We start from the raw sequence: 24,609 nt of genomic DNA on the forward strand, positions 1-24,609 counted from the left end.
TCCCTGTTGACCTAAGGTAGGAAAGTCCGTAGAGGCATACAAAAATAGGGGCAGAAGTCTAAGCTTCCACCCCTGCTGTTTTTCTTTTTATCTTTCGACAGTCCATCCATCGTCTTTTTGAATCCCCTTGTCCGTTTTTTCGCCGGACATTCCGATTGCTCCTGCCTTTTAAAGACTTTCCCTGACTTTTTTTCTCAGCGGAAGTACCATAGAGGGCGCCACCGAAAGTTCATCGATCTTCATATCCAGGAAAACCTCTGTCAGGCTCAGATCCGCCGCCAGCTCTCCACAGATGCCGATCCACTTTCCTTCCGCATGTGCGCTTTCTGCTGCCATCCGGATCATTCCCAGTACTGCCGGATGGTGCGCGTCATAAAAATCGTCCAGCTTCTGGTTCTGTCTGTCGATAGCCAGGGTATACTGTGTCAGATCATTGGTTCCCACACTGAAAAAATCCACCTCTTTTGCCAGGTCACGACTGACCATCACAGCCGCCGGCGTCTCGATCATAATACCCAACTCCAGATCCTCCCGGAAAGCAAACCCCTCTTCCCGCAGCTCCTCCTTGACTTCACGGACGATATCCTTTATCCTTCTTACTTCCTCCACCGAAATGATCATAGGGAACATAATGGCAATCTGCCCATATGCGGAAGCGCGGTACAGCGCCCTCAGCTGCGTCTTAAAGATCTCCGGCTGCTTCAGGCAGATACGGATCGCCCGATAACCAAGCGCCGGGTTTTCTTCCTGGGCCAGGCCAAAATAGCCCACCTGCTTATCTGCTCCGATATCCAGGGTACGGATGATCACCCGTTTACCCGCCATATTTTCCGCAACTGTCTTGTACACGGAAAATTGCTGTTCTTCCGTCGGAAACGTTTCACTCTCCAGATATAAAAATTCACTGCGGAACAGACCGATCCCTCCGGCGTCGTTTTTCAGAACAGACCCTACGTCGCCCAGATTACCGATATTGGCATAAATATGAATCTTCTGTCCGCTTTTCGTCACATTTTCTTTGCCCTTTAATTCTTCCAAAAGTGCTTTTTTTGCCAGCTCTTCCGCCTGTTTGCTCCGCATTTTTGCCAGAGTCGCATCATCCGGATCAATGTAAACGACGCCTTCCAGTCCGTCTACCACAGCCAGCCTGCCGTCATACTCCGGCTTCAGAGCTTCTCCCAGGCCGATGACTGCGGGAATATTCATGGTCCTTGCCAGGATAGCTGTATGGGAGTTGGCAGAACCGAACATGGTGATAAAAGACAGAACGTTATCCTTGTCCAACTGCACTGTTTCACTGGGCACCAGATCGTCTGCCGCAATGATCGCCGGTTCGACCAGCTTCATTCCCTCTCCGCCGTTGTCAGAAAGGATCTGAAGCAGTCTTTCCGACACATCCTTTACGTCTGCTGCCCTTCCCTGCATATAGGCATCGTCCATAGCTGCAAACATGGCTGCAAAGTTGTCCGCCGTCGTCCCGATGGCGTATTCCGCATTGACCCCCTGGGTGGTGATAATGTTTACCACAGATTCCTGATAGTCCAGATCTTCCAGCATCATCTGATGGATCTCAAAGATCATGGCGTTGGACTCTCCCACATCCTCCAAAGCTTTTTCATAAAGTGCCTTCAGCTGAGAAACCGCCTGATCTCTGGCGTCCGTAAAGCGCCGGATCTCCTGTTCTGTATCCTCGATCCGGTTCCTTTTAATGGTGATCTCATTTCTCTTGTAAAACACAAGAGGCCCGATAGCGATCCCGCCAAACACACTTTTTCCCGTCAATGTAATCATGGTCTTCATCCTTTCCTAAAAAGGGGCCGTTTTTCCTTTGCGCCCGTCACGAAGCGTCCGTCCTACAGATTTTCTTTCAAAAAGGCTTCCAGCACTTCCGCTGCATTCTCTTCGTCAGCGCCTTCCACTCTTATAAAAATTTCGTCTCCGTTTTTTACTCCCAGACCCATCACGCCGAAAATCCTTTTGGCATCCGCGCTCTTTTCCCCTTTTCCGATCACAACGGAAGATGCAAACTCACTTGCCTTCTTCACAAACAGTCCTGCCGGTCTTGCATGGATCCCCTGCGGATCTGCAATCACATACGTAAATTCTTTCATCTGTCTTCCTCCTTTGGCTTTTGCCCTTTGCTGGTTTTTGATAATTGCTTCCTTGTCTGTGCGCTCCCTGTCTATTGGATCTCCCGGATCTTCTTTCGCAGCGCCAGTACTTCATTGGGCGCTACGGACAGCTCGTCAATTCCGATCTGCAGGAAATATTCTGTCAGCTCCAGATCGGCTGCCAGATCTCCGCAGATACTGATATGTTTTCCTTCCAGATGGATATTGTTGGCTATGATCCGGATCATTTTCAAAAGCGCCGGATGGTGCTGATGATAAAACTTCTCCATCTTCTCATTCTGACGATCCACTCCCAGCGTCAGCTGTGTCAGATCATTGGTCCCGATGCTGAAAAAATCCGCATTGCGCGCCAGTTCTCCGCTGATCATAACGGCAGCCGGCGTCTCGATCATCACACCCACCGGTATGTCCTGACGGAAGGGGATCTTACTCTCCTTCAGTTCTTTCTTCGCCTTGTCCAGAATCAGCTTGGCACGGGTCACCTCTTCCACGGAAGTCACCATCGGGAACATCACCGCCAGATTTCCAAAAGCGGATGCCCGTAGGATCGCCCGCAGCTGGGTTTTAAACATTTCATCCTTTTCCAGGGAAACCCGGATGCCCCGGTAGCCTAAAGCCGGATTCGCCTCTTCTCCGATCCCGAGATATTCCAGTCTCTTGTCTCCTCCCAGGTCCGCCGTCCGGATGACCACCCGCTTATCTCCCATCGCTTCCGCCGCCAGCTTGTATACCTGGAACTGCTGCTCTTCTGTCGGCGGTTTGGTTCCCTGTCCCAAAAACAGAAATTCACTGCGGAACAGTCCGATCCCCCCGGCATCACTTCGGATTACATTTTCTATATCTTCTCTCGTCCCGATATTGGCACAGATGTCGATCTTCTGTCCACTCTGGGTGATATTTTCCTTTCCTTTCAAACGCTCCAGATTCTTATGCTTTTCCTTCGTGGTATCCTGCTTCTGGCGCATCTTCGTGATGGTGCCATAGTCCGGTTCAATGTAAACCTTTCCTTCAAATCCATCCACAATGATCATCTTGCCGTCATATTCATTTTTCAGCGCTTCTCCCAGTCCTATGACAGACGGGATCCCCTTGGTCCGTGCCAGGACCGCCGTATGGGAATTGATGGTTCCGTATCTGGTCACAAACCCCAGCACCTTGGATTTGTCCAGTTCGATCGCCTCGCTGGGAAACAGTTCTCCCGCCCCCAAAACAAACGGCTCATCCATCAGCATACGATCCTTCCAGCTCCTGGACAGGATCCGGAGCACTCTTCCTGAAACATCCTTGATATCTGCCTCATGTCCCTGCACGTAGTTTTTATTGGCCGCAATGGCGCTGGTCAGAAAGCCTCCCGCCACCTCCTGCACGGCATACTCGGCATTTAACTTGTCCTCTACAATAATAGCCGTGACCTGCCTGATGAAATCATCATCCTCCAAAACGGTCTGCTGCATCTCAAAAATAGCCGCATTGGCCTCCCCTACCTCCTGAGATGCCGTATCATAAAGAAGTCTCAGCTCCTGAACTGCCTTTTTTCTGGCTCTTTCAAAACGCTGTACTTCTTTTTCTACTTCCTTTACATAGATACGTCTGATCTCCTTATTGTCTCTCTTATAGAAGGAAAGCCTCCCAATGGCGATCCCTTCCGATATTTTCTTTCCGGTCAGTGTAATCATAGTCTTTCGTTTCTTTCTCCTCAAGATTTCCGGCGGTACTGGTACCTTCCGTCTTTTTATTACTTTACACGTTTCAAAGTTCTTCGTCAAGCAAATGTCTGCCCAAAACCCGAATCCCTTTTGGTTATTTTCTAAAAAATTTTTCTTTTATTCGTTGACTTTTTTATAAATATGTGCTAATGTGACATGGTATTGGTTGATTTTGTACGCCAATGCAGTTTCTAATTTATCTATTTATTTTTACGGAGGTAACACAATGAAAGGTACAGTTAAGTGGTTCAACAATCAAAAAGGTTATGGTTTCATCTCTGATGAGTCCGGAAACGACGTATTCGTTCACTATTCAGGACTGAACATGGACGGATTCAAGTCTCTTGAAGAAGGACAGGAAGTAGAGTATGACGTAACAGAAGGCTCCAAAGGTCCTCAGGCTGTAAACGTAGTTAAGCTTTAATTCTTTTTTTAATCAAAATTTAGATGTACCTTTTATCTAGATAAACACTTGGCTTTAGATATTTAAAAGTTATACACAAATGAGATTAGGCAGAAGAAAACAGCCGTCCTGAATGGTATTCCCGTTCAGGACGGCTGTTTTTGTATCTCATTGAGATTTACAGATCATCCACCAGTGCACTGCTCTTTGCGTAGGCGGTGCTTCTTGCTTCAAAAAAGTCGGTCTTGATCATGTTGGCGTTGGAAAACTGGCTGACCCAGGACATGCTGTCCGGCTCTTTGTCGTATCCCTCATAAATAGGATCGAATCCCAGATTTGTACAGCGAAGGTTTCCCAGATAACGGATATAATCCGTCACCATCTGTCTGTTCAGTCCCTGAATCTCATCGCCGATCACATAATGCCCCCAGCTGATCTCCTGCTCACAGCCTTCCCGGATCATATCCCGGTACAACTGCACCTTTTCCTCGGTAAACAGCTGCGGCATTTCTTTTTTCAGTTCCAGCAGGATGCTGCGGAACAGCCAAAGATGGGTGTTTTCATCCCGGTTGATATAACGGATCTCCTGAACGGATCCCGGCATCCTGTTATTTCTCCCCAGATTGTAAAAAAACATGAACCCACTGTAAAAATAGACGCCCTCCAGAATATAATTTGCTACCAGAGTCTTTACCAGCACCTCCGCGCTCTTTTCCTCCTGGAATTCATTGTACAGATTTCCGATAAATTCATTTCTTGCCAGAAGGTGCTGATCGTCCTTCCATTGATACAGTACCTCATTTCTTTCCTGCGGCTCGCAGATCGTATCCAGCATGTAGCTGTAGCTCTGACTGTGTACCGCCTCCTGGAAGGTCTGGATAGCAAGGCACAGATTGACCTCATTGGCTGTAATATAAGCGCCCACATGAGGAAGATTGGCCGTTTGGATGCTGTCCAAAAAGATCAGAAAGGACAGGATCTTGTCATAGGCCCTCCGTTCCGGCGCCGGAAGCTTCCGATAGTCCTTGATGTCCACTCCCATATTGATCTCTTCCGGGATCCAGAAGTTGTTCATCGCCTGCCGGTACCAGTCGCTGACCCACTCATACTTCATGTTGTTGAAATCGTTCAGATTGGTGGTATTTCCTCCCATCATCTTTCTTTTTAAGACCTCCGTGTCTCCCGACGGATTAAACAGAGGCTTTCTGGATAATGTCTCCATTTCTTTTCTCCCTTCCCTTCTTCTATGAGGAACAAACTTCACATTCTTCTACTTCCAGACTCTTGGAACGGATATAGTAAAGGGTCTTCACCCCACATTCCCAGGCCAGGATATACAGCTCCAGCACTCTGCGGAACGTATAATCATTGGTAATATAAAGATTCATACTCTGGGCCTGATCTATGTGCCTTTGCCGTACCCCGCAGGCACGCACCGACCAGGACTGCTGAATATAATGTGCGTTTTTGTAGTACCAGAAGGTGTCCTCTGAAAGCTCCGGCGCCACTCTTGGCATCAGCCCGTTCTTTTTCTCTTCCAGAAAATACCGGTTCATAATAGGATCCAGCCCTGCCGTCGTCCCGGCGATGATGCTGGTGCTGCTGGTAGGCGCAACAGCAAGGAGATAGCCGTTTCTTAATCCCTGCTCCTTCACTTCCTTCTGCAGGTTTTCCCAGCGCCCTTCCGTCAGATCCCGCTGTGTGAAATACTCGCCCGTCTGCCAGTCGCTTCCCTCGAAATAGCCGTAGCTTCCTTTCTCCGCCGCGATCCGGCTGCTTGCCTGTATCGCTGCATAATGAATGTTTTCAAACACTTTTTCTACGTACTGCAGATGCTCTTCGCTTTCCCACATGATACCTTTTTTCGCCAGCATATGGTGATATCCGCTGACTCCCAAACCAATGGGACGATACTTTTCATTGTTGACCTTTGCATAAGGTACCGGGAAGAAATTCAGATCGATCACATTGTCCAGTGCTCTGACTGCACTTTCTGTGACAAACTCCACCTCTTTTTCATCTTCCATGTCCAGATTGCCCAAAGACAGACTTGCCAGATTGCACACCACAAATTCTCCCGGTCTGGTGACAGTCACCACCACCGTTTCTCCGTCCACCGTTTCGATCCTTTGCTCCGTCTGCTGTATGGCGCTCATATTTTGTGCGATCTCCGTGCAGAGGTTGCTGCAGTAGATCATCCCCTTGTGCCGGTTGGGATTGGTCCTGTTTACGATATCCCGGTTAAAGGTAAACGGCGTTCCTGTCTCCACGGCGCTTTTAATGATCAGACGGATGATTTCCTTGATGGGGATGACCCTTTTGGAAATCCGGCTGTCCTGAATGCAGTCCCGGTATTTTTCTTCCCACTCGTTTCCGTAGCAGTCTTCCAGACAATATCCTTTTATCGTCAGCACTTCATGGGGGCACAGCAAATACCAGTCGCCTTCTATATTGTCCCTCGCCTGCTGCCAGAAATAATCCGGATAGCAGACCGCAGGAAATACATCGTGCGCCTTCATACGGTCATCTCCGTTGTTGGTACGGAGATTCAGGAATTCGGGGAGATCCTTGTGCCAGGCATCCAGATACACTGCCACTGCCCCCTGACGCATCCCCAGCTGGTCTACCGCTACTGCCGTATCATTGGCCAGGCGGATCCAGCGGATCACGCCGCCTGCCGCCCCTTCAAATCCCCGGATGGCGCTGCCGCTGGCACGGACTTTTCCAAAATACATGCCCATGCCTCCCCCGAATTTGCTTACTTTGGCAAAATTGTCAATGCTCCTGTAGATCCCGTCCAGACTGTCCGGCACGGTATCTATAAAGCAGGAGGACAACTGGTGATACGGTTTTCTTGCATTGGAAAGCGTCGGGGTGGCCATCGTCACCTGCAGCAGACTGAGCATATCATAAAACCGTCTGACCCAGCTGCTTCTTTGCTTTTCTTCTTTCATGGCAAGATGCATGGCGATTCCCATAAACATTTCCTGCGGAGATTCCATGGGAACTCCCTTTCCGGTACGGATCACATAACGGGAAAGCAAAAGTTCCAGTCCGGAATAATTCATTTTCTGATTCCGGGAATCCTCCAGCCAGGCTTCAAACTCCTGAATCTCCTCTCTGCTGTAGGCTTTCAGGATATAATCTCCATAAAGCCCTTCTTCCGTCAGATAGAGGATTTTTTCGTAGAAATTCTGAATATGGTATTTTTTCATCGTCCTTTCCAGCCCATGATGGAACTCTACCAGCCGAAGCCTTGCCGCTATCATCTCCCATCTGGGAGCCTCCTGGGTCGTCAGCTCCACCGCAGCCTTGATCAGCATGGTCAGCTTTTCCTCTTCGGAGGTGTCCGGCTTGCTGAAGGTATAAAACTTTCCATGCAAATGTTCCAGATCATACTCTTCTTCCACAAAATCCTTCTGGATCCGGGACAGGGCTTTCACCAGATCCGGCCGATTCGGAAACTGCACCTCAAACTTCTGCCTTGTCTTCCGTTTCTTTGTCCTTTCCTCCCGGTAAAGGATATAGCTTTTCATCTCCTTGTAGTAATTCCCCTCCATCAGGGTCTGCTCTACATAATCCTGTATTTCTTCTACAGACACATACTCTCCTGCGCCCGCTTTTTCTCTGATCTTTCTCTCCACTCCCTGAAGCAGCTGTTCTCCCTCTTCTGCAGACAAAACTCCGCCCACACTGTGAAAAGCCAGGGCCATGGCGCGCTTGATCTTGGCGGCACAATACTCCTCCTGGTTTCCGTTTCTCTTCCCGATGATCATAATTTCCTCCACCCATATCTACTATTTATTGTTTTGCCTGTACATGATAGCACAATATATGGTTTGTTTCAACTGATTTTCATATTGGTTCCTATTCTTAATATCTTTCTCGTTGAATAGCCGTAAACTTATGGATTTCGCGGGAATCAGCTTGTCCATTTCATCTTTATATAAATGCCAATCGATAAAATTTTCTCATCTGCCCCCGACTTTCGTTGCAAAAAAAAGAGAAGCAGGGAATCGCTCCACTTTATTCGTTGTGAAAGGCGCTGTCAACGACAAAAGGACCTAAACACGGATGTTTAAGTCCTCTTTGAAGTCTTTTGATTTACCGGTTTCATTTCGGCTTCAGATTTGATGTGTATACAGAAGCCTTCTCCCGGCCGCCTTGAAACTCCTACTGATTTGCCTTGTAGGCTTCCCCTGCCTGATAGACGGTAAATCCTCCCTCCTGCAGCACAGACACCGCTTTTTGCGGGTGGTCACTCTTTATCACAGCCGCCGCATCTCCGCCATTTGCGAAAGCATACATGTATTCAATATTGATCTGATTGTCCACCAGTCTGTGAATCGCCTTTGCCAGAGAGCCTGTCGCATGAGGTACACGAAGTGCCACCACTTCTGTAAGCATGGAGGTGATCCCTGCTTCTTTCAGCGCCTTTTTCCCTGTCTCCGGATCTGATACAATCATGCGGAGCATCCCGTAATCCTCCGTATCCGCCAGACTGAGCGCCACAATATTGACCTGGTGCTTTGCCAGGATATCCAGTACCTCTTCCAGTCTTCCTTCTCTGTTTTCCAGGAACACCGACAACTGCTTTACCAAACTGTTTTCCATCCTCTGCCTCCTTCCTGTCACTTCTGCATGACATTCCTTTGGGCACCGCCCCTTAAAGATTTCGGTTGTCAATGACTCTTTTCGCTTTTCCCTCGCTTCTCTGGATCGTTCTGGGCTCTACCAGTCTGACACGGACAGATACGCCCAGCGCCTGCTTCAGCACGGCTCCCACCTTTTGTTTCAGCGCATCCAGCTTCCGGATCTCATCTGAAAAATAGGCTTCATCCACTTCCACCATAACCGTCAGCACATCCAGATTGTTTTCCCGGTCTACGATCATCAGATAGTGGGGCGCCACTCCGCTTCCAATGGACAAAAGCGCCGTTTCCACCTGGGTCGGGAAGACATTGACTCCCCGGATCACTTTCATATCGTCTGTTCTTCCGGTAAATTTCTGGATCCTGGGAAGGGTTCTTCCGCACTCGCAGGCCTCCCGATGAATACTGGTCAGATCCTTTGTCCGATAACGAAGAAGCGGCATTCCCTCCTTCGCCAGCGTTGTAAATACCAGTTCCCCTGTTTCTTTGTCTCTACAGGGAGTATGATCGACAGGGTTTAGCACCTCCGGATAGAAGTAGTCTTCATAGACATGAAGTCCCTTATGATGGATACAGTCCATTGCCACGCCCGGTCCGGTGATCTCGCATAATCCGTAAATATCAAAACAGTTGACTCCCAGCATTTCCTCGATGGTATGGCGCATTTCCTCCGTCCAGGGTTCTGCGCCGTTGATCCCTACTTTCAGCTTCAGCCGATCCTGCAGACCTGCCTCCCGGATGGCCTCTGCCAGATACAGCGCGTAAGAAGGCGTACAGGCAAACGCTGTTGCCCCAAAATCTTCCATGCACATCATCTGCCTCTGGGTGTTCCCCGAAGACATGGGAATCGCCATGGCGCCCAGCGCCCTCGCTCCCATATCCAGACCGATCCCTCCTGTAAACAATCCGTATCCATAGCAGATATGGATCCGATCCTCCCGGGTCAGCCCTGCCATGGTCAAAGCTCTTGCCACACATTCTCCCCAGACATCCACGTCCTTTTGTGTATAAGAGGCCAGGGTCAGCTTGCCTGTCGTACCGGAAGTTCCCTGCACCCGGACGATCTCGTTTTGCGGAACCGCCAGAAGTCCGAAGGGATACTGATCTCTTAGATCCTCCTTGGTAGTAAACGGCAGCTTGCCGATATCTTCGATTCCCTTGATATCCCCCGGCTCTACTCCCATATCCTGCATCTTTTTGCGGTAGAACGCCACATTCTTATAGACTCTTTCTACCTGATTGATGAGCCTTTCGCTTTGCAGCTTTCTCATCTGTTCCGGATCCATGCACTCGATCTCAGGTGTACGGATCCGCTCTGTCCACTGTTCCAAACTTACCTTCGCCATGCCTTACTCCTGTTCTATGATGTGAATTCCTTTTTCCTTCAAAATTTTCTCCGCTCTGTCATACTCATCGGTATGGAACACCATGACCGGCGTCTTTCCATCCCGGATCACAAAGGAATAGATATAATTCAGGTTGATCTCATTCTCTGCCAAAAAAGACAGCATCTCATTCAGATTGCCCTGCCTGTCCACAAGCTCCACTCCGATCACCCGATGGATCCGCACTACAAATCCCTTCTGGGTCAGATAGGCCTTCGCCTCCTCCGGATGATCCACCACCAGCCTGAGGATGCCAAACTCCGGCGTGTCAAAGCTTGCAACCGCACGAATGTTCACTCCTGCTTCTTTTAACCGGGACGTAACATCCTTCAGACTTCCCGGCTTGTTTTCCACAAATACCGACAATTGTTTCATCATATCGGCGCTCTCCTTTCCCTTCTACCTTCCGTATCCGGCTTCAAATGCCTGTTTATTCAGTTCTACCGTTTTAGGCGGAACCGTCTTTTCAATAATATGATACCACTGCTCTTTGGTAAACTCCATCTGTCTTGCCGCCATTCCCAGTACGATCAGATTAAACACCTTGGGGTTTCCCAGTTTTTTTGCTTCCTCCGTGGCATTGATCCGATACACCCGGTGCTGCTTTTCCAGTTCCTCTATGATATTTTCCGGGTAGGTCTCTGCTCCGATCAATACCGGCATGGGATCGATCCGCCAGTCATTTACGATCAGCGCCCCGTCTTTTTTCAGGAAATGGGAATACCGGAGAGCCTCCATCCGTTCAAAGGCAATGATCACATCTGCCTGTCCTTCCTCTACGATGGGTTCTGCTACTTCTTCCCCATACCGGACAAAGGTTACCACGCTCCCGCCTCTTTGTGCCATTCCATGCACTTCCGAAAGCTTTACATCATATCCGGCCTCTATGGCAAGTCCTCCCAGGATCCGGCTGGTTAAAAGCGTGCCCTGGCCTCCTACTCCCACGATCATAATATTTGCTGCCATTATCTTCCCCCCTCTTCCGTCAGACGGATCGCCCCAAATTTGCACAGTTTTTCACAGAGGCTGCATCCGGTACACAGTGTATCGTCGATCTTTACGATTCCTTCTTCATCCTTCGTCATGGCAGGACAGCCCGGTTTCAGGCACATTCCGCATTTTTTACATTTTTCCCGCTCCACCTCATACAGTGGCTTTTTCCCTTTGATCAGAAGGACGCAGGGGGTTTTTGTAATGATCACGGACACTTCTTCCCGTTCCACCTCTTCTTTCAGCACCTGCTCCAATCGGTCAATGTCCAGCGCATTGACTTCCGTCACATGACGGACTCCGACCGCCTTGCAAAGCTGTTTCAGATCTACCGCTTCCGTTTCCTCTCCCTGCAGGGTCTTTCCTGTAGCCGCATGATCCTGATGGCCTGTCATTCCTGTGGTAGAATTGTCCATGATCAGCACCGTTCCGGTCGCTTTATTGTATACCATGTTCATCAGGGAATTGATGCCTGTGTGAAGGAAGGTAGAATCCCCGATGGCAGCAACCCAGTGTTTTACGTAGTCTTTTCCCCTCGCCTTTTCCATTCCGTGTAGGCTGGAAATGCTGGCTCCCATACAAATAGTAGTATCCACCACGCTTAAGGGCGCCACCGCACCCAGTGTATAGCATCCAATGTCTCCCGCCACATGCAGCTTTAGTTTTTTCACCACATGATACACACTTCTGTGGGGACATCCCGGACATAGGATAGGCGGACGCATGGACACTACAGCCGCCTTCTTTTCCTCCCGGGTTTCCTTCAGAATCGCTTTTCTCAGCAGATTGGCGCTGTATTCGCCCTCCACGGTAAAGATCTCTTTTCCTACTGCCGTGATTCCCCAGGCTCTTATCTGCGTTTCCATCACCGGATCCAATTCTTCCACGATATAAAGTGTTTCTACCTTGGAAGCAAACTCCCGGATCAGTTTTTCCGGAAGAGGATTTACCATTCCCAGCTTCAGGACAGAGGCCTGAGGCAGCGCTTCCCTCACATACTGGTAGGGAATTCCGCTGGTAATGACTCCGATCCTCCTGTCCCGAAGCTCCATCCGGTTAATGGGCAGTGTATTCGCCGCTTCTGCCAGTTCTGCCATGCTTTTTTCGATTTCCGTATGGCGAAGTTTGGCATTGCCCGGCATCATCACCGTTTTTCGGATATTTTTCTCATAGGCCTTCCTGGCGGCTTCTTGGGGTTCTTCCAGCTCTACGATCCCCTGGGAATGGGCCAGCCTGGTAGTGATCCGGAAAACAAAGGGTCTGTCAAACTGCTCACTTAAAGCAAAAGCCTCCTTCATAAATTCCTTGGCCTCCCTGCTGTCGGAGGGCTCCAGCACCGGAAGCTTTGCCGCCCGTGCCACCATACGAGTATCCTGCTCATTCTGGGAGCTGTAAAGTCCCGGATCATCCGCCACCACAAAAACCAGACCTCCATTGACTCCCATATAGGACACCGTGTAAGCCGGATCTGCCGCCACATTAAATCCCACATGCTTCATACAGGCCATGGCTCTGGCTCCCACTACAGACGCCCCGATAGCCACCTCTGCCGCCACCTTCTCGTTGGGCGACCATTCGCAGTACAGGCTGTCTTTATATTGTACCAGGTATTCACTGATCTCCGTACTGGGAGTTCCCGGGTACGCCGCCGACACTCCCACTCCCGCTTCATAGGCGCCTCTTGCGATCGCCTCGTTTCCCAACATGATCACCTTCGTATTCTCCGCCATTTTATAACCCATCCTTTCGTAAATCCGTGACTCTCTTCGCCTTGCCCTCAAATCTCTGCAGGGAGTAGGGCGCCACCAGCTTGATCTGTGTTGCCAGTCCCAACTGGGCCTTCAGTCCTTTTTTGATCCTCTGTTCCAGCTCGCTTAACTTTCCGTAGCTGTCCAAAAGCCTGTCATCCACCAGTTCCACCCGTATGCTCATCACATCCAGACGGTTCTTTCTTTCCACCACGATCTCGTAGTGTGGGCCGATCTCCGGAATCTGGAACAGTACCTCTTCTATTTGGGTGGGGAAAACATTGACTCCCCGGATCACCAGCATATCGTCTGCACGTCCGGACAGATTTTCCATCCTGACGGTTGTTCTTCCACATTTACACGGCTCATAAAACAGCCGGGTCAGATCTCCTGTGCGGTACCGGATCAGCGGAAGCGCCTCTTTTCCCAGACAGGTCACCACCAGCTCTCCTTCTTCTCCCGGAGGCAGGACCTCTCCCGTTTTCGGATCGATGATCTCCGGAATAAACCAGTCCTCGTTGATATGCATTCCGCAAAGCTCCTCACATTCTCCGGCCACTCCCGGTCCGCAAAGCTCGCTCATTCCATAATTCTGTGTGCAAAGAAAGCTCTCTCCCCACACCCTGTGCATCTCGTCCCGCATAGGCTCCGTCATTCCTTCGCCTCCAAAAAGCCCGATGCGTACCTTTAAGTCTTTCTCCGGATCCATCCCGTTCGCCCGAATTTCTTCTCCCAGATGCAGCGCATAGGAGGGGGTCGCCACCAGAAGCGTCGTCCCCATATCCTGCATAAACATAATCTGTTTTTTCGTATTCCCGGAAGACATGGGGATCACCGTCGCCCCAATGGTCTCCAGCCCTCCATGCAGTCCCAGCGCCCCGGTAAAAGTCCCGTAACCAAAGGCGATCTGTGCCACATCCTCTGAGGTCGCTCCTCCCATGCATGCGATCCTAGCCACGTTGTTCAGCCAAATGTCCAGATCCTTCTTCGTGTATCCCACCACCGTAGGCTTTCCTGTCGTTCCTGAGCTTGCATGGAATCGCACCATTTCTTTCGGCGTAACGGCAAACAGTCCCAGGGGGTAGTGTTCTCTGAAATCCGCTTTATAAGTAAAGGGCAGCCGGCTGAGATCCTTCAGACTTTTGATATCTTCCGGGCTGACGCCTGCCTCCTGCATTTTTTTCCGGTAAGGCTGTACTTTCTCATAAATATATGCCACCGTTTCCTTCAGTCGCTGTTCCTGGATCGCTTCCAGTTCGTTTCTTGGCATACACTCTTCTTTCGCCCAAATCATAGCCTTTTCCTCCCTTTATCTTTCTTGTTCTTTCAGATGTTTCTGCTGATGCCTACTAGTATAGCACAATACTTTTTCGGTTTAAAGCATTAATTTGCGAAATACTGCATGAATTTTTCCCTCAAATTTCCCCCGAAAAAAATAAAATGTTACAAGAAGTAAACAGGAGGAAGTGAATCCACTTCCTCCCGCCTGACAACCCGGCTGCATCTGCTTTTCTCCCGAAGAAAAAAGCGCTTTCCGGACAGCTCTATGTATTGATTTAGTTGTGTGTATTGATTTAGCTCTATGTATAGATTTAGCTGTATGTATTGACTTTTCCGTACTTTTTGATACTTTCTGCCCCTCTATCTGACCGCTTCAAAGGCAGCTTCCAGCGCAGCAAGCAGATCTTCCACCCGTTCGATCCCGATGGAAAGACGGATCGTCGTAGGCTTGATGCCCTGTTCCTCCAACTCCTCTGCCGTACACTGGCTGTGGGTCGTCGTAGTGGGATGGATCACCAGGGACTTCACATCCGCCACATTCGCCAGCAGGGAAAAGATGGCAAGATTGTCTATAAAATTCTTGGCCGTTTCTTCATCCCCCTTGATCTCAAAGGTAAAAATAGAACCGCCGCCGTTTGGCAGATACTTTTTATAAAGCGCATGGCTTGGCTCCCTTTCCAGAGACGGATGATGCACCGCCTCTACCTGCGGATGCTGCTCCAGATACTCTACGATCTTCAGTGCGTTGCTGACGTGGCGCTCCACTCTGAGAGATAAAGTTTCCAATCCCTGCAAAAACAAAAATGCATGGAAGGGAGAAAGGGTAGCGCCTGTGTCTCTCAGGATCACTGCACGAATGTATGTGACAAAAGCCGCCGCTCCCGCTGCATCGGTAAAGGACACGCCATGATAGCTGGGATTGGGTTCTGTGATCCAGGGATACGCTCCCGCTTCTTTCCAGTTGAACCTGCCGCCGTCCACGATCACGCCGCCAATGGCCGTTCCGTGCCCTCCGATAAACTTGGTCGCCGAATGCACCACAATGTCTGCTCCATGTTCGATCGGACGGATCAGATAGGGCGTGGCAAAGGTAGAATCCACTACCAGCGGAAGCTGATGCCTGTGGGCGATCTCTGCCAGTTCTTCCAGGTCCACCAGATTGGAGTGCGGGTTTCCCAGGGATTCCACAAAGATCGCCTTGGTGTTTTCCCGGATGGCCGCCTCAAAAGCGCCTTCCTCTTCCGGATCCACAAATGTAGTGGTAATCCCGTTGTTCAGTGGCAGCGTATGTGCCAGCAGGTTGTATGTGCCTCCGTAGATCGTCTTGGAAGCCACAATATGTTCTCCCGCCTTTGCCAGCGCCTGAAAGGTGTAGGCGATGGCCGCCGCTCCTGAAGCAACTGCCAGCGCCGCCACTCCTCCCTCCAGGGAAGCGATCCTCTCCTCAAATACTCCCTGGGTAGGGTTTGTCAGCCTTCCGTAGATATTACCTGCGTCCTTCAGGGCAAATCGGTCTGCCGCATGCTGTGCGTCATGGAATACGTAAGAGGTGCTCGCATAGATGGGCACTGCCCTTGCATCCGTTGTCGGATCTGCCTGCTCCTGTCCTATGTGTAACTGTCTCGTCTCAAATCCCCAGTTTTTTGAATCTCTGATATCTGCCATGTCGTCTTCCTCCATTTTCTTTGTTTGAATGCTTACAGGCATACTAGCACGATAGGGCTTTATCTGTCCAATACACAAAAAACATATCTGGTTATAAGAAAAACTTATAGCCAACCTCCTGTCTCTTTCACAGCAGCTTACACTTTGGCAGTCGGCAGCCGGTAAAATTTCCGTCAGATCTCGAACAAATCTCTGTCAGATCCCGGTCAGATCCCGGACAACTTCTCCCGCCAGGATCAGCCCTGCCACCGAAGGCACGAAGCCTACGCTTCCCGGAATATCCCTTCTGGCAGTGCACTTGTGAACTGCCCCCGGCGGGCAGATACAGCCTGTCCGACAGCTGGCAGACAGATCCTCCAGAGGGCGTCTGGGTTTTTCTTCCGAATATACCACCTTCAGCTTCTTTACCCCTCTTTTTTTCAGCTCTCTGCGCATGACTTTTGCCAGCGGGCACATCCTGGTCTTATACAGATCCGCAACCTGAAATCCGGACGCATCCAGCTTGTTTCCTGCTCCCATGCTGCTGATGACCGGAACCTGCTTCTTCTGCGCCTGCAGCACGATTTCGATCTTCGCCGTAACGGTATCTACCGCATCGATCACATAATCGTATTCTTCAAAGGAAAATTCCTCCGCCGTTTCCGGAAGAAAAAAACAGCGGTGGGTGTTGACCTTCGCATCCGGATTGATCTCCAGGATCCGCTCTTTCATGACTTCTACCTTGTATCTTCCTACCGTGTTTCTTGTGGCGATAATCTGGCGGTTCAGGTTCGTCAGGCAGACCTTATCGTCATCGATCAGGTCAAAGGTCCCGATTCCGCTGCGTACCAGGGCTTCACAGGCAAACCCGCCCACTCCTCCTATTCCGAATATTGCGACTCTGGCACGCTTCAGCCGCTCCATGGCCTCTTCTCCCAGTAATAGCCGTGTTCTTGAAAATTGATCTAACATTATCTGCTCCACTCTTTCTGTTATTTGTTTTTTCCATCATACTACACTCTTCCTCCCGTGCCAACGGTGGATTTCTCCTGCCGCAAGGGTAATTTCTTCTTCCCTGCAAGGGTAGCTTTTTCCTGCTGTCATAGCGGACTTTTCCCGGTGCAGCACAGGTTTTTCTTCTGCCGCGGCGTGAGATGCTGCCTCATCTTTTTCTATGATTCTTTTTGTTTTTCTGTGAATTATATGTCATACTTTATTAATCTGTTTACACGGTTATATTGATTTTTTTAAAAACTCCCAGTATAATGTAGCCACAGCAACCACATATGTGACTGGAGGTGACCCGATGATTTCAACAAAAGCCAGATATGCACTGCGCGTTATGATCGACCTTGCTTTGCACGAAGGACAGGGGTATATCCCTCTGAAGGACATTGCTCTTCGCCAAAGTATTTCAGAAAAATATCTGGAAAGCATCTTAAAAAAACTGGTGGCTGCCGATATGCTGAAAGGTCTCCGCGGGCGGGGCGGCGGCTATACCCTGGTCCGTCCGCCAAAGGAATACAAAATAGGAGAGATCATTGAACTGACGGAGGGATCCTTTGCCCCTGTGGCATGTCTGATGCCCGGCGCGGAAGAATGTCCCCGAAGCGAAAGCTGCATCACTTTGCCCCTGTGGAAAAAATTCAACGTCATGACTCATGACTTTTTTTATCAGATTTCTCTGGAAGATCTGATCGCCGGAGATTTTTAAAGGAAGGGTCTATCATATCAAAAGCCGAAAGACTGCGCTTTGAAGGAGTTCCGCCGCCAAAACGGATTATTTTGGCGACAGATCCTCTTTTCAGAGGCTGGATTCTTTCGGCTTTTCTTCTACTGTTTTTTGTTCCCTTTTTGGGATGTTTCCCTGTTGCTTTCCCTTTCTCTGCCGGCTTTTACCCGGCTCCTTTTGCCACCTTCCCTGCCTTTTTGTCACTGCCGGTTTCTGCCATGTTTCCGTATCAGATCTTCTCTGTCAGCGGATAAGCTTCCTCCAGTCGCTTCAAAAGCGCCAGGTAGGATTCCCGAACCTCTTTGTTTTTTTCTTCTTTCTCATAGGCTCTACATGCCTGATCCACTTCTTCCAGCACTTCCCCGGGAAGCTGACGCTGGGCAAATGTAAAAACCACCTGATTTTCTTTGTCGATATGTCCCGTCAGCAGATTCACATATGCCATCGCTCCCGCCAAAATGTCCAGCTTATGGTCCGCCGTCGGCTCCTTTTCATAATCTGTCAGAGCCGTCTCCAGTGCCAGCACATGTCCCCGCCCCAGGTCATGCTCCACCAGCATTCCGTGAGTGATCAGCTTCTGTGCCGGTCCTCCCAGATGTACCGTCATCTCAGGAAACAAAAATTTTTCTTCCTTTCCATGGTGATGGCGATCCGCATAATTACGAATGAAAGAGATCCCCTCCCGAAAATCTTCTGTGACCACTTCTCCCCCTTCCAGGATCCTCCTGCACATGGTCCGTAGTACCTGCAGCATACGGGTAATATTTTCATGCTCCTCTATCAAAATCTCAATGCTGTAGCCTTTCGTTGTCTCATTTCCGCTCATGTTTCTTTCTCCTTTTTCAGATGATCCTTTTTTCTATTTTCCCTGTTTCCTGATCTCATAGATTTTTCCGTCTCCGGATACCTGATAGCCTGTCTCCCACAAGATCCCTGCCATGATCTGCTGTCTCAGTCGGCGATAGATCTGAGGATCCGCCTCTTCCCGGATCCAGTATTCTTTGTGCAGATCTTTGGTTTCTTCCCACACGATACACTCTTCTTCCTTTTTCACCAACCGGTTCACTCTGTCGCAGGGCATCCCGTTCAACAAACAGTTTTCAAACTGCCTGTAAGCCTCCTCGGCCGTCGCTTCCCTGGAAAGGGCATGTTTTTTCCCAAAAGCAAACGCGATTTCTTCTAATTTCCGGATCCGATCCGGTTCTTCTTTCAACAGCTCTCCTGCCAGCTTTGCATACCGCGTTTCTGAATCCCGGATCCTTTCTTGCAGCCATCCGTGGATATTGCCCGGATCAATCAGCTCTTCCAGCGGTTTTTCCTCTTCCGCTCCTAAGACTGTCTCGCCGGAGGCTTCCAGCCATCCCGCCTGCTCTGCTTCTTTTTTTATGGCAGACAGCAGTTCTTCCTGCCATTGAATTTTTTCGTATAACCAATAATGGATGGGTCCTAATACTGCGCTCATTATGTTTTCTCCTTTTTCATCTTCTTTGCCGGGAAAACGTCTCTTTCCCGACCGCACAATGCTTTCTCTTTCGATCCGGCAGGGCTTCCTCTTCTCGGACAAATAAATTCCTCCCGGAAGGGATGCCGACCGTTCGAATGCAGCGCTCTGCTGCAGCCTGCCGCTTTAGCATACCTTACAGGAGGAGTTTATTCCGTTGTTTTTACAACATTTATAGGTTTTCAAGCGAATCTTTGCCAAAACAGCAACCCTGTTGCTACTTATCAAGGACTTTCTAATCATTTTTATCACTTTTTTGATGTTTTTCTCTCTCCATTTCTCTAAACGTTAATCAAAACCTTATTATACCAACGATTGTGGCACCTTTTTGGTGTCAGTTGGTGTTAATTATAGTGATAAGTCGTTTAAGAGACTTAAAGCATCGGCATCTTGCTGGTGCTTTTTTTCTGGCATCAATTCTAGATAATACTGTTGTGTTGTTAAGATTGAGTTATGACCTAGACGACGAGAAATATAGTCTAGGCTAATATCTTTTGAAAAGAGAAATGAGGCATGCGTGTCACGAAGTCCATGAAATGTCGTTTTTGTTAATCCCAACTGTTTTAACAGCTTTTGAAGTTGACCAGCTTGCTTGAATCCATTCCAATCAAAGATATAGCCTTCTTTTGTTTGTGCAAGTTTTGTCACGGCTTGATAAACATCTTCGTTGATAGAAATATCACGCTTAGAATATTTGGTTTTAAGCTGGGTATCGTCATTAGTTGGACTAATTGATCGAAGAATTTTGATACCATATTCAAAAATATCTTCTTTTTTAATTCCTAAAAGTTCTCCACGTCTTGCTCCTGTCTCAAGGGCGAGAGCAACAAGAACATTAAATTCATCCTCAGTATGACTTAGGCAGTATTGTCTGAGTTTTTTAAATTCTGTGATAGATAGTGGAATATTTCGTTTAGCTTGTTCTTGCCCTTTTGCTTTTAAAAGATGACCAAAGTCATTGCTAATCAAACCACGAGCATACGCATATTTCAATGAACCACGGATTTTAAGAACAAGTTCTTTTACTGTTTTTTTAGAGTGGGTTTCAGCATATTGATCGATTTTCTTTTGCATGACGAGATCGTCAAGGTGTTTAAGTTGAATACCATCAAAAAGGTCATCAACTACTACGAGAGTTCGTTTATAGTTTATAAAGGTGGCTTCGCGAACATCATTTTTCTTGACCGAATGGACCCAATTTCTATAAAAATCAGGAAATAGGGTGGATCGTTCGGCAATGTTCTTGCCACGACCTTTTTCAAGTTCCATTTCTAATGTCCAAAGCTCAGCATCTTTTCTGTTGCTAAAGGTTTTGGTTTCTCGTTTATATTCTCCTTTCTTATAAAGTGATACAGTTGCACGGTAAGAGTTACCACGTTTTGTTATTGTTGCCATTTTATCAGCCTTTCTATAAAATATGATTGATAAAATAGACTAGTCACATATAGGATATATGAAAAATCTAATTTTATCAATCATTATCCGTCAATCGCAGTGGCTTTCAATAAATTTAATCAGTTTTGACTTCAAATAGCGCTCTTGTTTTCCTACCATAAAGCATTGAAAGTCTGGGTGACTTCTGATGTACTTATCAAATGATTTAGGATCTATTCCAAGTAGTTCCGCTGCTTGTTGTCGATTTAACAGAAGAGGAGAATTATTTTGAGGTAACATATAGAATTCCTTTCATTTTCTAGATACAAGTATTATGCCACATGTGTAATGAATTGAGGCTAGATTTTTGAAAAATGTGCAATGTTACCTAGCGTTTCAATAATATATAAGCATAGGAACGAGGAAATTCCTCTGGTCTATTGTGTCCCAGAGCCTTTGTCACAATTTTACAAGCTTTTCTGTCGAGTGAGATGCCAACTAACTCTTTACGCAGATGGATAACTTCTTTACGATTTCTAATCTTGGAAATTTCGCGTGCTACACTGCGATAAACACGCTCTGCATACTCAGCACGATACTTATGTGGCTTTAATGCAGTGGGAACTTTCTTTCCATCAAAATCGTCGAGAATTAAATCTTTGGGAACATGAAACACTCTCTTTTCTCCTGCTCGTTGGAAAATAGCGACTAACCACTCTTCCTCCTCTTGACTAGTGGCCATGATTGGAGACCAGCGATCTCTGCGTCCTTTTGTGTGATGCTTATGGCCGTCTAAATTTAAATACCAACGGCCATCACGGCCACGTTGCATAGCGTCACCAGTGACGTGGATCAGTTCACTTTTACGTAAGCCTGTTGAGGCAACTACTTTATGCCAGTAGTCGTTATTTTTGTTAGATAAACGATAGTCTGTATGTAATACACGATTGTTCATGCGATTTGCACGTGTACGTGGTTGTGTAGCGATAAAATTAGTTGAGGAAACTCCGAGAACTTTGGCCAATGCTGCTTTGTAGGTTGCTTGTGTATATGGACTTAAACCAATCTCTATACAATATTGTAAGTATTGATTGATAAGTTCTATCCAACCTTCCGTATCTTTTTCAACATTACCTAATACCATTAACTGTTCTGGTGAAATGTGAATTGAAACCCATTTTGCAAAACAATGCCATGAACCCGAATAGTTATGGAGTGTACGATGAGTGTGGATTAACTCAATGTCATCTCCTGTTTCTTTGGCCTCTTTACGCTTAATGCCTTTTCCTTTTTTGAATCGTTTCTTTAAACTTGAAACTCCTTGAGAATTGACAAACTGAAGTCGGCCTTCTGGTGTTTTTAGCGCTTTGTTTTGTTTTTCTATCGCATGTTTTTTCATTTTTCTACGATCTGAACGTGATCGTCTTTTTTATTTTTAGTCATAACTGACTCCTTTCTTTTTTGTACCAATGGTTGAGGTGTTTTCGATTAACGCGATACTTCCGAAAACAGTGTCTTCCTGCTGCGGCAGGTGTTCTTTATGTTTTTTTGATTGGAGAAGACTACTCCAATGCTCAATTTGGATTCTAGAGCTTGAATAATTGAAACGCTTTATAACGTTTATTTTTTGTATTTTTTCGATTTGAACGATTTCTTGCTTTGGTTTCGCTATTCGTAAAACTGGATTATAACTATGGACTCAGTAATATTTCCTCCTTTATGATGCAGAATTTATTTAATAATATTTCAATTTGATTGTGACTATATCTTTGTTACTTTATCTGGACCTACGGCCTAAAAACTCCTTTCTATATTTTGTTAGTTGAATAACTGAGTCATTATTTTTGAAATAATTGAACCTTACGAATATGAAATCGCACTATTTCCTCCTGTCTATCTGATGTTGAAAAAACACCAGATAGTGTTTAGCTCTAGTCATTCAATTTTTACGATATTACTATGCCACATTTTCAAAATCAAAAAAACACAGAAATATTTTTCTGTGAATAGATAAGAAGCTGAAAAGTATTCGACATGCCAATTCTGTAGAAAGGAAATAGTATAACTTAAAAAGGTAAAAGATGACTTTTCAAAAATCCATTACCTTAACGAATCAATTGATAGTGAAACTAGTCCATTACTAGCTAAAAGATGGTTAAGTAGAGTTTCCCATTTTATCGCTAAATGTGGAATAGTAAAGAAGTCTAAGTTTTCTTAAAAAGTGGATTTGAATAGAGGTCCATTATGATAGAAATAATGGTGTATTAGAGTAGCCCACTTTGATTTGCGATATGGACTTTTAGAATAATCCATATTTTCAGTAATGTTGGAATACTAAAGAAAACCATGAAAACTTGACTTGTTGGTTCATAGAGAAATCCATTTTTCTATGAAAGATGAGCCAGTAAAGTAACCGATTCAGTCGTAAAAGATGGCTAACTTAAAACTGCCGCTTAGTTTATGTTTATGGACGAATATAACCATCCATTTTTTCTCAAAAAGTGGAATAGTAAAGAAGTCAGTGGAATAAGTAAAGGGCAGGAGATTTCGATATTTTCTGCCTATTTTTATTTATTCTACTGATGTTATTATTGAGATAATCTCATTTTGATGAGATACGTGTTTAGCGTGAGTAACGATAGTTTACTCACGCTAAACACGTAGGCTTGCAGCCCAAAAAGAAAGCTCGATGCTTTCTTTTTTCCTTGCAGTCGGTTCTAACGAACCGATGTTTTGCGAACCGCGCAAAACCTGCTCGCGAAGATTGCTCGCATAATAAAGTTGCTTGCCGGTATTGTATCTTACTAAAAAACTTGATATTATTCGGCTAACCGTCTATAATATAAGTAGATGGATTAAGGAGGACGGCAATGTTCGAGTATATGACTGTACAAGACGCAGCAAAACTATGGGGCTTGTCAGAACGACGAGTGCAGAAACTTTGTAAAGAAAACCGTATCAAAGGTGTAGTGCATTTAAATCGTATTTGGCTAATACCCAAACAAACACAGAAGCCCCTTGATCAGCGATATAAATGTAATTGGCATTCGGAGGAATAGAAAATGATATATTGGATTATATTTGGGGCTTTTACGGCTATATTTATAGGTTCATTTTTGAGGGAAAAACGTGCTTTCAGAAATTCAATCTTTCTTGCATTGAGCTTAGCATCGCTATTTGTTGCAGTGGCTTATGCTACAAATGGGACAATAGTTAATACTTTACTTAATATAGTTCTGTATACAGTCATCCCGTTGATTTTACTGTTTATTTCCTTTGTCTTTATCTATGCAGGAGTGATTGCAATAAAAAGAGAACGTTTCAGTTTGGCACACAGTTTATCTATTGCGTTTGGAGTTGGAATTTGGGGCGCATTCGTTGCTGTGGCAGTAACGATTTCAGCTAAAAATTTATCGACTATTACGATGTCAATGGTTGTATTGATTGCCCTCATCGCGATGTATGTTATTTTTACTTTTTCAGCACTCTTCATTTACTCACAGCTCTACCACCTTTTGCCGAAAAACAAAAACTGTGATTTTATTATCGTACATGGTGCTGGGCTGCTTAACGGCGAAAGGGTCTCCCCTCTGCTGGCTGGAAGATTGAATAAGGGAATTGAGGTATTTGAGAGTTCCGGGAGAAAAGCAAAAATTATAGTTTCAGGCGGCCAGGGCAGTGATGAAAATATATCTGAAGCCGAAGCCATGAAAAATTATCTTCTGGAAAAAGGAATCTCTGAGCATAACATTATCATGGAAGATCAGTCCACCACAACTCTTGAGAACATGATGTTCTCAAAAAAAATTATGGATCAGATGATGTCCCAGTACCGTGTGATTTTTGTAACAAATGATTATCATGTTTTTCGAACTGGGACATATGCAAAACAGGTTGGATTAAAAGCGGATGGTGTTGGGTGCAAAACAGCTTTTTATTATTGGCCGAATGCGTTTATCAGAGAGTATATCGCAATTATTCTCAAATATAAAGCAGTGCCTATCGTGTTATTTCTGCTTTGGTTGGCAGGTACAGTTGTTTCAATGTTAAATTTTTAGACG

Annotated in this window: 21 protein-coding genes; 4 read left to right on the forward strand and 17 right to left on the reverse strand. The window is 46.8% G+C overall.

Going from position 1 to position 24,609, the window contains the following annotated elements:
- Nucleotides 1–168: 168 nt before the first annotated feature.
- From ptsP (FYJ34_RS03455) to ptsP (FYJ34_RS03465), 3 genes are all read right to left on the reverse strand, one after another.
- Nucleotides 169–1,791 (reverse strand): phosphoenolpyruvate--protein phosphotransferase, encoded by a 1,623-nt coding sequence (ptsP, locus tag FYJ34_RS03455; RefSeq protein WP_154476277.1) that lies wholly within the window; start codon nucleotides 1,789–1,791, stop codon nucleotides 169–171.
- 62 nt (nucleotides 1,792–1,853) lie between these two features.
- Complete coding sequence (locus FYJ34_RS03460) at nucleotides 1,854–2,111, reverse strand: HPr family phosphocarrier protein (RefSeq protein ID WP_154476278.1); 258 nt, start codon at nucleotides 2,109–2,111, stop codon at nucleotides 1,854–1,856.
- 71 nt (nucleotides 2,112–2,182) lie between these two features.
- Nucleotides 2,183–3,808 carry a phosphoenolpyruvate--protein phosphotransferase gene (gene ptsP / locus FYJ34_RS03465; RefSeq protein WP_154476279.1) on the reverse strand — a complete coding sequence of 542 codons (1,626 nt, stop codon included), beginning with the start codon at nucleotides 3,806–3,808 and terminating at the stop codon, nucleotides 2,183–2,185.
- Nucleotides 3,809–4,064: 256 nt separating this feature from the next.
- Here ptsP (FYJ34_RS03465) and FYJ34_RS03470 point away from each other — a divergent pair, with 256 nt between their 5' ends.
- Nucleotides 4,065–4,262, forward strand: coding sequence for a cold-shock protein (locus FYJ34_RS03470; RefSeq protein WP_154476280.1), 198 nt, complete (start codon nucleotides 4,065–4,067; stop codon nucleotides 4,260–4,262).
- Between the two features lie 157 nt (nucleotides 4,263–4,419).
- Here the strand turns inward: FYJ34_RS03470 and FYJ34_RS03475 are convergent, their stop codons facing one another.
- The 10 genes from FYJ34_RS03475 to FYJ34_RS03520 all read right to left on the reverse strand — a co-directional run bounded on the left by FYJ34_RS03475 (nucleotide 4,420) and on the right by FYJ34_RS03520 (nucleotide 16,913).
- Entirely contained in the window at nucleotides 4,420–5,463 is a 1,044-nt protein-coding gene (locus FYJ34_RS03475) for a ribonucleotide-diphosphate reductase subunit beta (protein WP_154476281.1), read from the reverse strand.
- Between the two features lie 22 nt (nucleotides 5,464–5,485).
- On the reverse strand, nucleotides 5,486–8,017 hold the full coding sequence (locus FYJ34_RS03480; protein ID WP_154476283.1) for a ribonucleoside-diphosphate reductase subunit alpha: 2,532 nt from the start codon (nucleotides 8,015–8,017) through the stop codon (nucleotides 5,486–5,488).
- 397 nt (nucleotides 8,018–8,414) lie between these two features.
- Nucleotides 8,415–8,855 (reverse strand): ACT domain-containing protein, encoded by a 441-nt coding sequence (locus FYJ34_RS03485; protein WP_154476285.1) that lies wholly within the window; start codon nucleotides 8,853–8,855, stop codon nucleotides 8,415–8,417.
- Nucleotides 8,856–8,907: 52 nt separating this feature from the next.
- Nucleotides 8,908–10,239, reverse strand: a complete 1,332-nt coding sequence (locus FYJ34_RS03490) for a phenylacetate--CoA ligase family protein (RefSeq protein ID WP_154476287.1) — start codon at nucleotides 10,237–10,239, stop codon at nucleotides 8,908–8,910.
- A 3-nt stretch (nucleotides 10,240–10,242) separates the two neighbouring features.
- The gene (locus tag FYJ34_RS03495; RefSeq protein WP_154476289.1) at nucleotides 10,243–10,656 is read right to left on the reverse strand and encodes an ACT domain-containing protein; all 414 of its coding nucleotides are present in this window, start codon (nucleotides 10,654–10,656) and stop codon (nucleotides 10,243–10,245) included.
- Nucleotides 10,657–10,677: 21 nt separating this feature from the next.
- On the reverse strand, nucleotides 10,678–11,244 hold the full coding sequence (locus FYJ34_RS03500) for an indolepyruvate oxidoreductase subunit beta (protein WP_154476291.1): 567 nt from the start codon (nucleotides 11,242–11,244) through the stop codon (nucleotides 10,678–10,680).
- On the reverse strand, nucleotides 11,244–12,998 hold the full coding sequence (gene iorA / locus FYJ34_RS03505; RefSeq protein ID WP_154476293.1) for an indolepyruvate ferredoxin oxidoreductase subunit alpha: 1,755 nt from the start codon (nucleotides 12,996–12,998) through the stop codon (nucleotides 11,244–11,246). The genes FYJ34_RS03500 and iorA overlap by 1 nt, the downstream gene beginning before the upstream one ends.
- 1 nt (nucleotide 12,999) lies before the next feature.
- Nucleotides 13,000–14,310, reverse strand: a complete 1,311-nt coding sequence (locus FYJ34_RS03510) for a phenylacetate--CoA ligase family protein (RefSeq protein WP_154476295.1) — start codon at nucleotides 14,308–14,310, stop codon at nucleotides 13,000–13,002.
- Nucleotides 14,311–14,657: 347 nt separating this feature from the next.
- Complete coding sequence (locus tag FYJ34_RS03515) at nucleotides 14,658–15,962, reverse strand: O-acetylhomoserine aminocarboxypropyltransferase/cysteine synthase family protein (protein WP_154476297.1); 1,305 nt, start codon at nucleotides 15,960–15,962, stop codon at nucleotides 14,658–14,660.
- A 195-nt stretch (nucleotides 15,963–16,157) separates the two neighbouring features.
- On the reverse strand, nucleotides 16,158–16,913 hold the full coding sequence (locus FYJ34_RS03520; RefSeq protein WP_154476299.1) for a tRNA threonylcarbamoyladenosine dehydratase: 756 nt from the start codon (nucleotides 16,911–16,913) through the stop codon (nucleotides 16,158–16,160).
- Between the two features lie 334 nt (nucleotides 16,914–17,247).
- Here FYJ34_RS03520 and FYJ34_RS03525 point away from each other — a divergent pair, with 334 nt between their 5' ends.
- Nucleotides 17,248–17,655 carry an RrF2 family transcriptional regulator gene (locus FYJ34_RS03525; RefSeq protein ID WP_154476301.1) on the forward strand — a complete coding sequence of 136 codons (408 nt, stop codon included), beginning with the start codon at nucleotides 17,248–17,250 and terminating at the stop codon, nucleotides 17,653–17,655.
- A gap of 247 nt (nucleotides 17,656–17,902) precedes the next feature.
- Here FYJ34_RS03525 and FYJ34_RS03530 read toward each other — a convergent pair whose 3' ends face one another.
- The 4 genes from FYJ34_RS03530 to FYJ34_RS03550 all read right to left on the reverse strand — a co-directional run bounded on the left by FYJ34_RS03530 (nucleotide 17,903) and on the right by FYJ34_RS03550 (nucleotide 21,947).
- Complete coding sequence (locus FYJ34_RS03530) at nucleotides 17,903–18,499, reverse strand: hemerythrin domain-containing protein (protein ID WP_154476303.1); 597 nt, start codon at nucleotides 18,497–18,499, stop codon at nucleotides 17,903–17,905.
- Between the two features lie 33 nt (nucleotides 18,500–18,532).
- A complete protein-coding gene (locus FYJ34_RS03535) occupies nucleotides 18,533–19,135 on the reverse strand; it encodes a hypothetical protein (protein WP_154476305.1) in 603 nt (200 codons plus the stop codon).
- Between the two features lie 387 nt (nucleotides 19,136–19,522).
- Nucleotides 19,523–20,569 carry a tyrosine-type recombinase/integrase gene (locus FYJ34_RS03540; protein ID WP_154476307.1) on the reverse strand — a complete coding sequence of 349 codons (1,047 nt, stop codon included), beginning with the start codon at nucleotides 20,567–20,569 and terminating at the stop codon, nucleotides 19,523–19,525.
- A gap of 367 nt (nucleotides 20,570–20,936) precedes the next feature.
- Nucleotides 20,937–21,947, reverse strand: coding sequence for a hypothetical protein (locus tag FYJ34_RS03550; protein WP_206671418.1), 1,011 nt, complete (start codon nucleotides 21,945–21,947; stop codon nucleotides 20,937–20,939).
- A 1,471-nt stretch (nucleotides 21,948–23,418) separates the two neighbouring features.
- Between FYJ34_RS03550 and FYJ34_RS03555 the strand changes: the two genes are divergently transcribed.
- Nucleotides 23,419–23,607, forward strand: coding sequence for a helix-turn-helix domain-containing protein (locus FYJ34_RS03555; protein WP_105179217.1), 189 nt, complete (start codon nucleotides 23,419–23,421; stop codon nucleotides 23,605–23,607).
- A 3-nt stretch (nucleotides 23,608–23,610) separates the two neighbouring features.
- A complete protein-coding gene (locus FYJ34_RS03560; protein WP_105248924.1) occupies nucleotides 23,611–24,606 on the forward strand; it encodes a YdcF family protein in 996 nt (331 codons plus the stop codon).
- Nucleotides 24,607–24,609: the final 3 nt, after the last annotated feature.

It is taken from the genome of Suipraeoptans intestinalis (genome assembly GCF_009696485.1).
Lineage (GTDB): Bacteria > Bacillota > Clostridia > Lachnospirales > Lachnospiraceae > Suipraeoptans > Suipraeoptans intestinalis.

Excerpts from the sequence above, each read along its gene's own strand:
- ptsP (WP_154476277.1), bottom strand. The coding sequence starts at position 1,791 with ATGATTACATTGACGGGAAAAAGTGTGTTTGGCGGGATCGCTATCGGG.
- FYJ34_RS03460 (WP_154476278.1), bottom strand. The coding sequence starts at position 2,111 with ATGAAAGAATTTACGTATGTGATTGCAGATCCGCAGGGGATCCATGCA.
- ptsP (WP_154476279.1), bottom strand. The coding sequence starts at position 3,808 with ATGATTACACTGACCGGAAAGAAAATATCGGAAGGGATCGCCATTGGG.
- FYJ34_RS03470 (WP_154476280.1), top strand. The coding sequence starts at position 4,065 with ATGAAAGGTACAGTTAAGTGGTTCAACAATCAAAAAGGTTATGGTTTC.
- FYJ34_RS03475 (WP_154476281.1), bottom strand. The coding sequence starts at position 5,463 with ATGGAGACATTATCCAGAAAGCCTCTGTTTAATCCGTCGGGAGACACG.
- FYJ34_RS03480 (WP_154476283.1), bottom strand. The coding sequence starts at position 8,017 with ATGATCATCGGGAAGAGAAACGGAAACCAGGAGGAGTATTGTGCCGCC.
- FYJ34_RS03485 (WP_154476285.1), bottom strand. The coding sequence starts at position 8,855 with ATGGAAAACAGTTTGGTAAAGCAGTTGTCGGTGTTCCTGGAAAACAGA.
- FYJ34_RS03490 (WP_154476287.1), bottom strand. The coding sequence starts at position 10,239 with ATGGCGAAGGTAAGTTTGGAACAGTGGACAGAGCGGATCCGTACACCT.
- FYJ34_RS03495 (WP_154476289.1), bottom strand. The coding sequence starts at position 10,656 with ATGATGAAACAATTGTCGGTATTTGTGGAAAACAAGCCGGGAAGTCTG.
- FYJ34_RS03500 (WP_154476291.1), bottom strand. The coding sequence starts at position 11,244 with ATGGCAGCAAATATTATGATCGTGGGAGTAGGAGGCCAGGGCACGCTT.
- iorA (WP_154476293.1), bottom strand. The coding sequence starts at position 12,998 with ATGGCGGAGAATACGAAGGTGATCATGTTGGGAAACGAGGCGATCGCA.
- FYJ34_RS03510 (WP_154476295.1), bottom strand. The coding sequence starts at position 14,310 with ATGATTTGGGCGAAAGAAGAGTGTATGCCAAGAAACGAACTGGAAGCG.
- FYJ34_RS03515 (WP_154476297.1), bottom strand. The coding sequence starts at position 15,962 with ATGGCAGATATCAGAGATTCAAAAAACTGGGGATTTGAGACGAGACAG.
- FYJ34_RS03520 (WP_154476299.1), bottom strand. The coding sequence starts at position 16,913 with ATGTTAGATCAATTTTCAAGAACACGGCTATTACTGGGAGAAGAGGCC.
- FYJ34_RS03525 (WP_154476301.1), top strand. The coding sequence starts at position 17,248 with ATGATTTCAACAAAAGCCAGATATGCACTGCGCGTTATGATCGACCTT.
- FYJ34_RS03530 (WP_154476303.1), bottom strand. The coding sequence starts at position 18,499 with ATGAGCGGAAATGAGACAACGAAAGGCTACAGCATTGAGATTTTGATA.
- FYJ34_RS03535 (WP_154476305.1), bottom strand. The coding sequence starts at position 19,135 with ATGAGCGCAGTATTAGGACCCATCCATTATTGGTTATACGAAAAAATT.
- FYJ34_RS03540 (WP_154476307.1), bottom strand. The coding sequence starts at position 20,569 with ATGGCAACAATAACAAAACGTGGTAACTCTTACCGTGCAACTGTATCA.
- FYJ34_RS03550 (WP_206671418.1), bottom strand. The coding sequence starts at position 21,947 with ATGAAAAAACATGCGATAGAAAAACAAAACAAAGCGCTAAAAACACCA.
- FYJ34_RS03555 (WP_105179217.1), top strand. The coding sequence starts at position 23,419 with ATGTTCGAGTATATGACTGTACAAGACGCAGCAAAACTATGGGGCTTG.
- FYJ34_RS03560 (WP_105248924.1), top strand. The coding sequence starts at position 23,611 with ATGATATATTGGATTATATTTGGGGCTTTTACGGCTATATTTATAGGT.